Below are 13,091 nucleotides of genomic sequence, written 5' to 3'. Positions count from 1 at the left end.
CGTAGGTTGTTTCGTTTGAAGCTATAGTGATCTGGTTGTGTGACAATTATGTTTCTTATCAATGACGAAACGATGAACTATTTATTCTAGGGTTTTGACATCATTCGGTTGATCAGCAAATTTAATAGCGATACGCCTAAATTCTGATAGATGTTCTAAGAAAGTATCAATCATCTCAGGATCAAAGTGGCTGCCTTTACCTTCGATCAATATTTTAACCACTTTGTCATGTTCAAAGGCTTCTTTATAGATACGTTTACAATTGAGAGCATCATATACATCGGCGATCGCCATGATTCGAGCCGATATCGGTATCTCATCCCCTTTTAACCCTTCAGGGTAGCCACTCCCATCCCATTTTTCTTGATGGCTGCCAGCTATCTCTTTCGCAAAAGTCAAAAAAGAGTGTTTAATATTCTGTTTTTTTAATAGTGTTTCTGCTTGCTCAATTGCGTCACGACCAATTGTTGTATGGGTCTTCATGATTTCAAATTCTTCTTCGGTTAATTTACCGGGTTTTAGCAAGATCTTATCTGGTATACCCACTTTACCAATATCATGTAGTGGTGCCGATTTATAAAGAAGCTTGATTGATTCTGGGGTTAAGTGTTGTTTGAATTTGTCTCGAGTCGACAGTTTTTCAGCCAACAACTTTACGTAATTTTGGGTTCGTCGAATATGAGCGCCGGTATCGTTATCTCGAGATTCAGCTAATGAGCCCATTGCGACCATAGTAACGTCACGTACCGCGTCTATTTCCCTGGTTCGCTCTGCTATTTTCTCTTCAAGCTGCGCATTGTGGTCTTTTAACGTATCTTGCGCTTTTTTTAAGGTGATTTGAGTACCGATTCGAGCGTGGAGGATAGGTGCACAAACGGGTTTGGTAATATAATCCACAGCCCCTAAAGTAAGGCCCTTCGCTTCATCATCGATCTCAGCTTTGGCAGTGAGGAAAATGATCGGAATATGGGCTGTCAGCGGGTTATCTTTAAGTAAACTACACACTTGATAACCATCTATTTCAGGCATCATAATATCCAACAGAATAAGATCTGGCTGCTGAGATTGCGCAATCGTCATTGCCAATTGTGGTTTCGTCGTCATTAAAAGCGTGTAGTCAGTTGAGAGCATCTCTTTGAGTACATCTAAATTTTCTGCAGTATCGTCAACCGCTAAAATCTTCTTTTCAATCTGAGTCATACGTTACTCTTTTTTGATCGATTTAAGTTTCTCTGCCGCCACCAGTGCTGCTTCAAAGTCATATTTTTCTAGGGATTTTAAAATCTTAAGCAATATCACATGGATATCACCTTCAGGGTACTGTTTGAGTAAGTTGGTGGTTACCTGCTCTGCTTCAGAATTAAATTGTGATAAGAAAGTCATTAACCTATCTATTTGTTGCTCAAAATCTTCATTAATTATAGGTTCAATTGATTGATTCGTTATTTGCGGCTGCGGTTTAATGGATTCAATCTCTTCAATCACCTTATTTAATTCACCTTCTAACAGTGGAAGTAAGCGTTCAAGTTCGTGTGTGTCGTTAGTCGTAATAGCATTCTCTATATTGGCTGCAATACTACCCAATACAGTTGCCCCAATCGTAGACCCAATACCTTTTAGTGTGTGAGCGTATCGCAAGGCATCTTCACTCATTTCATTAGATAGCGCATGGCGAATCTGTTCGACATCTTGTTGATGGTGAGAAGGAAACTTCTGTAGCAGTTTTAAATAGGCGGCTTCACTGTTAGCAAGGTGGGTTAACCCTAACTTTATGTCGATAGCAGTAAGTGTTAGCCCAGCATCAACGTCTTGAATCAGAGTCTTGGTAAACACTTCACCGGCTATTGTCGTTTCGAACCACTTACGAAGGGTCGTGGCCATTGCTTCGGGGTTAATGGGTTTTGATATCTGATCATTCATACCCGCAGCGAGACTCTTTTCAATATCCCCCAACATGGCATTAGCTGTCATGGCAATGATCGGAATATCCTTAAATCTATCCTGCTCACGAATCTTAGCCGTGGCGGTAAATCCATCCATCACTGGCATTTGAATATCCATCAATATGCCATCAAATATTTCATCGGAATTAAGGCAATCCAGTGCTTGTTGCCCGTCACTGGCAATGGTAAAAGTAATACCGAGATTCGAAAGTAATCCTGATGCGACTTCTTGATTGAGTTCATTGTCTTCAACCAACAGAAGGTGCAAGTTGTGCGAATAGTGTTGTGATGTGCTCTTTATATATGAAGGAGTTGTTGTGTTATTACTTTCCTTTTCTGAACGGTTAACAACTTCGCTAATCGTATTTTGCAACTTAAGTGACGTGACAGGTTTACTCAACACATATTGAATATCAATTTTATGAGCTTTTGCTTCAGTTAATGCTTCACTCTTTCCGTATGAAGTCACCATTATCACAGGGCAGGATGCAGAGCGGAATCGTTCAGGGAACAATTTAATGCTTTCTATACCGTTGAGCTCTGGCATATTCCAATCAATGAGTACGATGTCATAAGGCTGACTCTGTTCACAACCATTCACCATTTCAACGGCCATAAGCCCACTGGATGCTTCATCGGCTTTGACGCCCAGATTGCCGAGCAGTGTACTTAATATGTGCAATGCTGTTAGGTTATCGTCAACAATCAACACCTTAAGATCATCTGTATTAACATTCTTTATTGATGTTCTTGTCACTGGAGTCTTTTGCAAACCAAGCTGTACAACAACGTAAAACGTACTGCCAACGTCAGGCGTACTTTCAACCCAAATATCTCCCCCCATCAGGGCGCATAACTTTTGAGAAATTGATAAACCTAGACCTGTGCCACCATATTTTCTAGTAGTAGAACTGTCTGCCTGACTGAATGACTGAAAGAGTTTCGATGTTTGCTCTTCGGTCATACCAATACCAGTATCACGGACTGAAATGGTAAATTGTGCCGAGCCAGGATCAATGATGTCTGCCTTAATACCCACAATCACTTCACCATTTTCAGTGAATTTGACAGCATTGTTACACAAATTGATCAATACCTGGCCAATACGTAAAGGGTCGCCAATTATTGCGAGAGGAACAGAATCATCAATATCAAATAGGAGTTCTACGTTTTTATCTTCGACGGCGTGACTGATCAGAATCGCTACATTATCTAACACGTCTTCAAGATAAAAAGGGATGTGTTCTATAGTTAATTTTCCCGCTTCAATTTTAGAAAAATCCAGGATGTCATTAATGATACCGAGCAGGGTATTGGCGGCGCGATGTACTTTGGTAATATAGTTTCGTTGTTTGGTATCAAGATCAGTACCCAACGCAAGGTGGGACATACCAATGATGGCATTCATTGGGGTACGAATTTCATGGCTCATGTTAGCAAGGAAGTTGGATTTCGCTTGGGTCGCTGCTTCCGCTTCGTCTTTGGCTCGTTCGAGCTCTTCCGAGGCTTTCTTTCTGTTGGTAATATCTCTGATGATGGCAGTGTATGTAGTTTCTCCTCCTTCAGTGGTAAAACCAATGGCCACATCAATTGGAAAAGCAGTTTTGTCTCGTCTTATCCCAATAATTTCTCTATCAATATGAGACTCAAATGGTTTACCTTCGGAGTGACATAGTGTTAAGTAGTGCTGATACTGCTCTTTGTATGGGGAAGCTAACAGTCTAATAAATTCACAACCAACGATCTCTGTGTGAGAGTAGCCATATATCTCTTCTGCTTGACGACTGAAATTAACAATTAACCCGTCACTGTTAAATACGAGAATGCCATCCGCTGCGTTCTCAACAATCAATGACATCTTTCGTTCACTCAAGGCCAGATCCTTAGTCCGTTCAGTAATCATCTCCTCCAACTCTAATTTTGATCGGTTTAATACCCGTACGGCTCGCTCACCAATAACACTAGCGATAACACCTGCAGCCAAGGTCACAATCAAGGTTATACCTAAGCCCGTAAACAGGGTGTGGCGAGCGGCGTAATAACTGCTCATGACATCATTAACATTAACCTCAGTACCAATACCGATATCTAACCCTTTGTGCCATATCCATATTCCTATCACTGGCACCCCACGGTAATCTCGGTAACCGGTATAATTACTTCCATTGCCTATGGTTGTGGCACTCTGAACCATAGTCGTTAAAGGCCAATGACTTGAGAGCCGATCACTTTCGTGTCCTTCTAACAGGTTGCCACCTGGGTCTCTAATTCTAATATTATGAATTGTGCTTTGACCTGGTTGTAATAAACCGAGATCTCTAAGTTGGTTAGAGAACAAACTGTTAGAAAGCATATGACCATATCGGTCGAAAGCGTAAGTGTCTCTAGATAAGGTTTGACTAAAACTGAGAAGTTGCGTGAAAAAAGTGTTTGGGTCTTCTTGTCGTGCTAAAAGGGCGATGACATCACCCCGACTATTCTTAATAGGTGCAACAAAGAAATGCACAGGCTCTTTTGATGATTTGATATTAAATGGTGGAATAAACACGACATTATCTTTGAGAGCTCTATTTAATAATTGAGTATATTCAGCAAAAGGATCACGTGTTAATGCATCACGCGTACCATCTAAGGATGCAATCGGTTGAAGTTTACGATCAAGCAAAATGTAATTATTAACCCCTGTTGATAGGTGTGAAAATGCATGTTCTTTTTTCATTCTCAGACTAGCTAATTCAAAAGAGAGTCTATTGTTTGGTTCTGAATCAACCAATTTTCTCGCTAAGTTAACCACTTCTCTTTTTTCAACCAAATGATTAATTGAAACTATTTTTGTCTTTTGCCAATGGTCTAAACTTAATGTCACTGTATCCATGATTGTTTGTAGAGAAATCTTACGCTCTTCAGTTAAAGACTCCTTGATCATTGAGAGCGAAAACATGGTGACAGCGATCACCAACCCAACTAAAAGACAAACAGTGATCGCCGCATATTTTCGAAATTTATGACTAAGGGGATCTTTAGATGAGACTCTAAGTAAACGAAATAAGAGCCCCAATAGAGTAATCAGAATCACAACTGCCACACTTATTTGAATACTAGTGTTAAGTTGTGATGTTATGTACTGTTTTTGCTCATTTGATTCTTCCTTTCGATTCACCCATTGATTACTGATTTTAGATTTCTCTTCATGAGTTATTGATGCCAAGGTTTTGTTCATGATTGATTTGAAAATAGGCCAGTCTTTTCGCACGGCCATACTAAGGTTTCCATCGCCCATCCCTAATTCAGCAGATATGCCAAGATTAGTAAGGTTATATTTTTGAATTAAATAGTTGGCGACACCGAGATTAATCGCCATGCCATCGGCTGAACCTGTCGCAATCTTTTTAAGAGCCTCCAATGGTGTATTTACTAAGTATGTCTGTAAGTTAGGGTAATTGGTAATAATTTGATTGTTATACGAATAACCCGATACCAAGACAAAACGTTTACCATAAAAGTCATGCAAGCTGTCTATATGGCTATAATTACTCCGGGTAACAATGACATAGGGCATGATGATGTAGGGCTTGGTGAATTCATAATATTTTTCACGCTGAGGGGTACTAATAATGGCTGGTAGCATATCTAACTTTTCATTAGCAAGCATAGATAGAGCCTGATCCCAAGTAATTCCTTTTTTGCGTTCGAAAGTTATTCCTAAACGTTTTTCTATCAATTGTAGATAGTTAGATGTCATACCCGTGTAGTTCCCTAAATCATCAACAAATTCATAGGGTGGGAAGTGAGGATCAATACCAATGCGTATTGTCCGGTGATTTTTTAACCAATCACGTTCTTCTGAGGTCAGAAAAGCCATGTTTTCCGTCGCATGAGCATTTGCAAAGGTAAATAACGAAACAAGTAGAAAAAACAAAGAGACTACGTTACTCATTTTTTTCATAAAGGAATCCAACTCACCTAACCAGCAACAGAATGAGAAATGCAACAGACATTTCATCTTTAAGACTAGAACGAATCGAACAAAATGCCATGTGATACACAATAAATTTCAACTCGTTAGTGACATATAACTAACCTACGAGGTAGAGTAATCCAAACAACATCATTGAATTGATAGGAGTAGATAATGAGTAAGATCAAGGTTGCGTTTATTGGCCTGGGCGTTATGGGTTTCCCTATGGCTGGTCATCTACAGCGTAAAGGTTATGAAACCTCTGTATACAATCGGACAACTACACGTGCAGTTGAGTGGCAAGAAACCTTTCACGGTGAGTATGCCAAAACCCCTCGTGATTCGGCGATGCACGCTGATGTGATCTTTATTTGTGTCGGCAATGACGAAGATGTGAGAAGTGTTGTATATGGCGATGATGGCGTGCTTGCTGGCACGAAAGCGGGCAGTGTGGTGGTTGATCATACAACGACCTCAGCCACACTTGCCGTGGAATTAGCGCAAGCTTGTACGCAGAAACAGGTGGATTTTATTGATGCTCCAGTGTCTGGTGGTCAAGCAGGCGCAGAAAATGGACTGTTAACCGTCATGTGTGGTGGTGATCAAGGTGTATTTGAACGTGTTAAACCCATTATTGATACCTACGCCAAACAGAGTACATTGTTAGGAGAAAACGGACAGGGTCAACGTTGTAAAATGGTCAATCAAGTCTGTATTGCAGGTCTGCTACAGGGGTTGAGCGAAGCAATAACATTAGCCCAACAGTCAGGGCTAGATATTGAACAGGTGGTGGATACGTTAAAGCATGGTGCGGCTGGTTCTTGGCAAATGGAGAATCGTTCTGTGACAATGTCACAAGGTAAATTTGATTTTGGTTTTGCGATCGATTGGATGAGAAAAGACCTAGATATCTGTTTAACTGAAGCAAAAAAACACCAGTTAACAATGCCAATCACTGAGTATGTCGATAATCAATATCGATCATTGCAAGAGGAGGGATTTGGCAGAATGGATACCTCTGTACTGATTAAAAAGTTAACACAATAGGGGCAAACATGGAGGTTCAGCAGTGGTTACTACCTTGTGAATTAGTGGGGGCTTCAATTCGGTTAGTCCCTCTAACACTTGATCATATGAATGGCTTAATCGAAGCAGAAAAAGACGGCAATTTATCTTCTCTTTGGTTTACCAGTGTTCCGAATGACAGGTCAATAGAAGCCTACATAAATGACGCATTGTTACAGCAACATAATGGAACATCGCTTCCTTTTGTGGTGATTGATTCCATTACCAATAAGGTCATCGGTTCCACTCGATTTTGTCATATCGTTCAAAACAACAGACGGGTTGAAATTGGCTATACGTGGTATGGAAAAAGTCATCAACGCTCTTCAGTGAACACACAATGTAAAAGCGTAATGTTACAGTATGCTTTCGAAATACTTGGTGTTATTGCCGTTGAATTTAGAACACATTGGCATAACCATGCGTCACGGACGGCGATAGCAAGGTTGGGGGCAAAGCAGGATGGGGTATTGCGGAATCATCAACAAGATCCCGATGGTGGGTATCGGGATACTGTTGTTTTTTCAATAATAAACAGTGAGTGGCCAGTCGTGAAAAAGAGTTTACACTACAAACTTAAGCAGTAAAGAGTGACAAACTGGCGCTAGATGTTTATTTAATTACTCTTGTGGTGGTTGCTTCATTAAATGACGAACTTTAAAGAAAGCCCATGTCATTACACCTGTAATCGCAGCAATTAAAAGAACACTAGGTAGTACAGTTTCAAAAGAGTAAGGGTCAATTCCAAACATAGCTATATCCTTTGTTGTTGATTTTTTTGTAATATAGCGAAGTTGATAGATACTTTATTGATATAGCTCAAATGCGGTAAGATATGTAGTGGTTATGTTAACGTTTGTTGATATGAGTCAACAAAGCGTAATTGTTGGGTGATATTTGTAATTGGAAGTCACTGAATTATCAATAGGTCACTTATTTGTTAACTTTTGAACATTTTATCAAATGACTTAATATCGAACCCAAACAGATACTGATCACCGATCTTAAATACGGGAACACCTTTAGCGCCAATAGCCTGTAACTCTTTCCTACCACGTTGAGTTTTCGCATCTGTTAAACGGTAGGGGATCTTTTTAGAGTCTAAATATTGTTGTGCGGCTTTACAGTGCACACATTTATCAGATACATACAAAACAATACGTTTCATTATCTTCTCTCAAATCTAACGAAAAAAGCCTGTAACGTTAATTACAGGCTTTTAAAATTTGGTGCTCGCTACTGGACTCGAACCAGTGACACCTTGCATGTCATGCAAGTACTCTAACCAACTGAGCTAAGCGAGCAAATTGTTCCGGGCAATAAAATGGTGCTCGCTACTGGACTCGAACCAGTGACACCTTGCATGTCATGCAAGTACTCTAACCAACTGAGCTAAGCGAGCTTTCTTTATCTGCTTTCGTTGAAAGCGAAACGAATATTAACCATCAACGATGGGCTGTGCAAGTAGAAACATACTATTTTTTGAATATTTACGACTGTTTGCTGATTTTCTGAGCGTGTTTTACTAAGAATGAAAGATTCAACCATTCAACACTCAAATCTACACATTGACTGAGCATATGATTTCCCACAACAACTAATAATGTTATAAATAAGTAACTGAATTTATATCAAGGTTATTGTTGTGTTGGTTTTATGATTTGGACTGGGATTGGGGTACGACTTGTGCTCGCTTTTGGTGTGCTAGCGTTATCGACAATACTAGTCGCTAGTGTGTCGTTTTCTACTTTTACAGAAACACGCAATAGGTTAAACGAAATCTATCAAGGGGATATGGTTGCTCTCAAAGCGGCAGCTCGTCTGAATGATACAGGTAGAATCATTATCGCTACCTCCGCGATATTGATCTCTGCTGAATCAAATTTAGAACGTAATAACGCGATGGGCAAGATTAACACGTCGATCGATACGATGAAGCAGATCATGGTTAAGTTCCCTGAATATAACCACTATTTTTTAGAACTCATCACACAGATAAGTAATAGCCTAAGTTTGCTTTATGCCAATGAAGTAAAATCTCAAGCCTTAGCTAATGAATTTAGAGACCTGCTTGATGGTCTTTTTCCATTGCTCATAGAGACAGATAAACAACTCGCTAATTTACCCAGTGAAACAAAAAAAATCATCGATTATAACTATTTACGTACGTTGCTCTATTATCAATCTGGCTTAGCAGAGAAACTGTACAACGACTCAAGTTATAACGAACTTGATATCACAATATTACGATTGGAAGAGCTGGGCAATAACTGGTGGTTGTTCTGGCAGCAGGGCCAACTCTCCAACCGCTACGTCGATCTTCACCAACAGCTCTCATTAATCATCAAACTCACCTCTCGAAAAGGGCGACTGTTTGAACTTAAAAATCAACTGCTCGATCTTAGTTATCAAGAAAAATACTTACTGGAAAACAGTCGCTCCCATCTTCATCAATTAGCCGTACAGATCGAGAGTTACGCCTCCAGAGTCAACCAGGATATTGACGCGTCGATCAGTGATACAGAGAAAGAGCTGGCCAATAACAATACGTTGTCACTTTTGATTGCCTTCTTAAGTCTATTTACCGCGGCTTTGCTCTCATGGTTTTATGTTAAAAAAAATATTTTACAAAGAGTTCGCGATTTACAACTCAGCATGCGTTCCATTTCATCAGGTAACCTCAATACATCAATAAGCATTAAAGGTCGAGACGAGATCACTGAGATGGCCAAAGACGTCGACTTTTTCCAACAAACTGCCGTTACTGTTGAACGCACTAATCAACAATTAATTGCCACACAAAATGAACTGATACAAGCAGGAAAGCTAGCGGCACTCGGAGAGTTAAGTGTCGGAATTACTCATGAGATAAGCCAACCCCTCACCGCCATTAATAGCCATCTTAGAAGTGCTTCAATTTGGATACAAAAAGAGAATATGGATAAGGCACAAACCAACCTCGATAAGATTGGTAAACTGGTCGATAAAACAGCCATTATTATTAAGCACCTTAAAGCATTCTCTAGAAAATCTGATGGGAAATTAGAACCGGTTGATATCGACTCGGTTATTTTAGAAGCACTGGCACTTCTTGAAACCAGAATCGAAATGAGTGATGTGGTGATCGAGTACACAGGAAGATCTCATCAATTTGTCCTCGCGAATGCCATTAGACTTGAGCAGGTGATCGTTAATGTATTGAGTAATGCACTCGATGCCGTTGAAGGACAAGAAGAGCCAGATATTAGCATTCTTGTAGAGAGCGATACTGAACACTTGTATATCTTAGTTAAAGACAATGGAAAAGGGATTATCTCCGAAGCGTTACCATACATATTTGACCCTTTTTACACACAAAAAACGGTCGGTAAAGGGCTCGGGTTAGGGCTCTCTATTGCGTTTAATATTATGAAAGATTTTGACGGAAGTTTATCGGCAAGATCGCAGCCAAATCAATGGACTACCTTTACCATTGGGTTGAAAAAACTGAAAGGAATAAGCAGTGAATAGATCAGAACTAACCAATGTTGTCCTCATCGATGATGAATCTGATGTAGTTGACGCACTCAGTGAAATGCTCGAATTAGAGGGGTTCACTGTTAATGCGTTCCTGGATGCGAAACAAGCACTGAAATCATTAAGACCTGGAAGCTGTGAAGTGATACTTAGTGACGTAAAAATGCCCTCCATTAATGGATTAACTCTGTTAGATTCAATCCATAAACGCGTCCCAGGTACTCCTGTCATCTTAATGAGTGGTCATGGTGATATCCCAATGGCAATTCAAGCCATGAAAATTGGCGCATTTGATTTTTTAGAAAAACCAATGGACCCACATATATTGGTTAATAAATTAAATACGGCACTGGAGCAGCGTGCTTTTGAGTTACAACACTCTCACGACGCTACCCCAAGCCGAGAGACCATTGAGGAGGTGATCATTGGGGACTCCACCGTATTAGAAAGTATACGTTCCCAAATCTTGCTTCTTGCAAAAACGGGGGTCGATACCATCATTAATGGTGATACAGGAACGGGAAAGGAGGTCATCGCTAATGCGCTTCACCAATTTAGTGATCGTGTAGATAAACCCTTTGTCGCCATCAACTGTGGTGGCATGACTGAGAGCATCATTGAGAGCGAATTATTTGGGCACGAAGCAGGGTCCTTCACCAGTGCGAATAAGAAGAGAATCGGTAAAATTGAGCAAGCCAACGGTGGCACACTGTTTCTTGATGAAATTGAAAGTATGCCGATCTCAATCCAGATTAAATTGTTAAGAGTACTGCAAGAACGCGTTGTAGAACGGGTTGGAGGTAACCAATTAATTCCGGTTAAATTTGTAGTAATAGCGGCCAGTAAATCTAATTTATCAACATTAAGTGACGAAGGAAGGTTTCGAAAAGATCTCTTTTATCGGTTAAATGTCGCCTGTATCAATCTTCCTAAATTGCATCATAGGATTGAAGATATTCAACCGCTGTTTCGATTTTTTGTTCATAAAGCTTGCCAGAAGTACAAAACAACCCCACCCAAAATTCATCCAGAACAAATTTTGCAGCTGAATCGACATCCCTGGCCTGGCAATATTCGTGAATTAAGAAACGTGGCTGACCGTTTTGTACTTGGTATTGTTGGTGATGGATTTAATCTTCAAGTCCCGATGACAATCAATCAAACGACAGACAGTGATTTTGATTTTGAAAAACAGATGGAATGTTATGAAAGAGAGTTATTAACTGAAGCACTAGTGAGCAGCAATGGCAGCATCAATGCCACACTGGAAAAACTCAATTTACCTCGAAAAACACTCTACAGGAAATTAAAAAAACACAACATTAACCGATACGATTATCGCGAAGTGAAAACCTGATAGGACATATATGACCCATCAGTAAAGAGTTAAGAGTGACAATAATGACTCATTACAGCAAGTAAACGAACCATGAGATAGTTAACTTATTGTTTATATGTAGTTTAAATTCTTGGCTTAGCATTTGCTATTACAGAATTGAGTTAACATAAATATAACAATAAGGAAATGTAATGAATAACGTATCAAAAGGATTACTGCTCGCTGGTGCTCTTTCAATTCCAGCAATGGCGCAAGCCGATGATTGTTCTAATAGAGGGGTACTCGATGAAAGGTACTGTGATGAAAATAACGATTTAGTCGCGGATACACCAAAGGATCCAGAACAGTGGCGTGATCCAAGCACTTTAGTCTTTACCTATACCCCAGTTGAAGACCCAGCAGTATACAAAGATGCGTTTGCCGATTTTCAAGCGCATCTAAGCAAGGTAACGGGTAAACGCGTTATTTATTACACCGTCCACTCTAACTCTGCACAAGTAGAAGCAATGCGTTCTGGACGTCTTCATGTTGCTGGTTTCTCAACTGGACCTACAGGTTATGCGGTGAACCTTGCCGGTTATGTACCGATTGCGGTTAAGGGAACGGAAGAGGGCTTCCAAGGCTATAACTTGATTACGATTGCGAGAAAGGATGGTCAGGTTCAGTCAATGTCTGATCTTAAAGGTAAAAAAGTAGCCCATACTTCTGCCTCTTCAAACTCTGGTAACTTAGCACCTCGCGCACTGTTTCCAGCAGAAGGCATTACCCCAGACACTGACTACAAAGTCCTTTACTCTGGTAAACACGACCAATCTATCTTAGGAGTTTACAACGGAGATTACGATGCCGCGCCAGTTGCATCAGATGTTTATGACAGAATGGTGGATGCCAAGCGTGTCGATGACAGTAATCTAAACATTATCTACCGTAGCCCGAGGTTCCCAACATCGGCCTTTGGTTACTCACACGACCTTAAACCTGAACTTGCGGCAAAGATCCGTGAGGCATTCTCAACCTATCGTTTTACTCCAGAGATGAGTGCAACGTTTAAAGGTGCAGACCGTTTTGCTCCAATCACTTACAAAGAAGAGTGGGGAGTGATTCGTGATATTGCCCATGCAACTGGCACTGCGTACACAAAAACAGGTCTGAAAAAGCTTGCCGAGAAAGATGCAGCTAAACGAGCCAAGAAGAAAGCGGCTGCACTAGCCGCTGAAGCAAATAAAACACAAGGTTAACACCGATTAATGCCTACCTACATACTGGGTAG

9 protein-coding genes and 2 tRNA genes are annotated in these 13,091 nt (G+C 40.3%); 5 read left to right on the top strand and 6 right to left on the bottom strand.

Annotated features, from left to right (window positions below; translation table 11 throughout):
- Nucleotides 1-81 precede the first annotated feature (81 nt).
- A complete protein-coding gene (locus L4C32_RS02025; protein ID WP_428195186.1) occupies nucleotides 82-1,200 on the bottom strand; it encodes an HD domain-containing phosphohydrolase in 1,119 nt (372 codons plus the stop codon).
- Nucleotides 1,201-1,203: 3 nt separating this feature from the next.
- Nucleotides 1,204-5,889: a response regulator gene (locus L4C32_RS02020; protein ID WP_428195185.1), complete on the bottom strand. Its 4,686-nt coding sequence runs from the start codon at nucleotides 5,887-5,889 to the stop codon at nucleotides 1,204-1,206.
- A gap of 186 nt (nucleotides 5,890-6,075) precedes the next feature.
- Here L4C32_RS02020 and L4C32_RS02015 point away from each other — a divergent pair, with 186 nt between their 5' ends.
- Nucleotides 6,076-6,948: an NAD(P)-dependent oxidoreductase gene (locus L4C32_RS02015; RefSeq protein WP_428195184.1), complete on the top strand. Its 873-nt coding sequence runs from the start codon at nucleotides 6,076-6,078 to the stop codon at nucleotides 6,946-6,948.
- A gap of 8 nt (nucleotides 6,949-6,956) precedes the next feature.
- Complete coding sequence (locus L4C32_RS02010; RefSeq protein ID WP_428195183.1) at nucleotides 6,957-7,553, top strand: GNAT family N-acetyltransferase; 597 nt, start codon at nucleotides 6,957-6,959, stop codon at nucleotides 7,551-7,553.
- A gap of 33 nt (nucleotides 7,554-7,586) precedes the next feature.
- Here L4C32_RS02010 and L4C32_RS02005 read toward each other — a convergent pair whose 3' ends face one another.
- The 4 genes from L4C32_RS02005 to L4C32_RS01990 all read right to left on the bottom strand — a co-directional run bounded on the left by L4C32_RS02005 (nucleotide 7,587) and on the right by L4C32_RS01990 (nucleotide 8,368).
- Nucleotides 7,587-7,718 (bottom strand): hypothetical protein, encoded by a 132-nt coding sequence (locus L4C32_RS02005; RefSeq protein ID WP_428195182.1) that lies wholly within the window; start codon nucleotides 7,716-7,718, stop codon nucleotides 7,587-7,589.
- Between the two features lie 188 nt (nucleotides 7,719-7,906).
- Nucleotides 7,907-8,134 carry a glutaredoxin family protein gene (locus tag L4C32_RS02000; RefSeq protein WP_428195181.1) on the bottom strand — a complete coding sequence of 76 codons (228 nt, stop codon included), beginning with the start codon at nucleotides 8,132-8,134 and terminating at the stop codon, nucleotides 7,907-7,909.
- 59 nt (nucleotides 8,135-8,193) lie between these two features.
- A tRNA-Val gene (locus L4C32_RS01995) sits at nucleotides 8,194-8,270 on the bottom strand.
- A gap of 21 nt (nucleotides 8,271-8,291) precedes the next feature.
- Nucleotides 8,292-8,368 (bottom strand) — tRNA-Val (locus tag L4C32_RS01990).
- A 254-nt stretch (nucleotides 8,369-8,622) separates the two neighbouring features.
- Here L4C32_RS01990 and L4C32_RS01985 point away from each other — a divergent pair.
- From L4C32_RS01985 to phnD, 3 genes are all read left to right on the top strand, one after another.
- Complete coding sequence (locus L4C32_RS01985) at nucleotides 8,623-10,476, top strand: ATP-binding protein (protein WP_428195180.1); 1,854 nt, start codon at nucleotides 8,623-8,625, stop codon at nucleotides 10,474-10,476.
- On the top strand, nucleotides 10,469-11,839 hold the full coding sequence (locus L4C32_RS01980; RefSeq protein ID WP_428195179.1) for a sigma-54-dependent transcriptional regulator: 1,371 nt from the start codon (nucleotides 10,469-10,471) through the stop codon (nucleotides 11,837-11,839). Before L4C32_RS01985 ends, L4C32_RS01980 begins: the two co-directional genes overlap by 8 nt.
- 173 nt (nucleotides 11,840-12,012) lie before the next feature.
- On the top strand, nucleotides 12,013-13,059 hold the full coding sequence (phnD, locus tag L4C32_RS01975) for a phosphate/phosphite/phosphonate ABC transporter substrate-binding protein (protein ID WP_428195178.1): 1,047 nt from the start codon (nucleotides 12,013-12,015) through the stop codon (nucleotides 13,057-13,059).
- Nucleotides 13,060-13,091: the final 32 nt, after the last annotated feature.

Origin of the sequence: Aliivibrio kagoshimensis (assembly GCF_050337105.1) — a bacterium.
Classification (GTDB): domain Bacteria; phylum Pseudomonadota; class Gammaproteobacteria; order Enterobacterales; family Vibrionaceae; genus Aliivibrio_A; species Aliivibrio_A kagoshimensis.
This window is presented reverse-complemented; position numbering and strand designations above follow the sequence as displayed.

Excerpts from the sequence above, each read along its gene's own strand:
- L4C32_RS02000 (WP_428195181.1), bottom strand. The coding sequence starts at position 8,134 with ATGAAACGTATTGTTTTGTATGTATCTGATAAATGTGTGCACTGTAAA.
- L4C32_RS02025 (WP_428195186.1), bottom strand. The coding sequence starts at position 1,200 with ATGACTCAGATTGAAAAGAAGATTTTAGCGGTTGACGATACTGCAGAA.
- L4C32_RS02010 (WP_428195183.1), top strand. The coding sequence starts at position 6,957 with ATGGAGGTTCAGCAGTGGTTACTACCTTGTGAATTAGTGGGGGCTTCA.
- L4C32_RS02020 (WP_428195185.1), bottom strand. The coding sequence starts at position 5,889 with ATGAAAAAAATGAGTAACGTAGTCTCTTTGTTTTTTCTACTTGTTTCG.
- L4C32_RS02015 (WP_428195184.1), top strand. The coding sequence starts at position 6,076 with ATGAGTAAGATCAAGGTTGCGTTTATTGGCCTGGGCGTTATGGGTTTC.
- L4C32_RS01985 (WP_428195180.1), top strand. The coding sequence starts at position 8,623 with ATGATTTGGACTGGGATTGGGGTACGACTTGTGCTCGCTTTTGGTGTG.
- L4C32_RS02005 (WP_428195182.1), bottom strand. The coding sequence starts at position 7,718 with ATGTTTGGAATTGACCCTTACTCTTTTGAAACTGTACTACCTAGTGTT.
- phnD (WP_428195178.1), top strand. The coding sequence starts at position 12,013 with ATGAATAACGTATCAAAAGGATTACTGCTCGCTGGTGCTCTTTCAATT.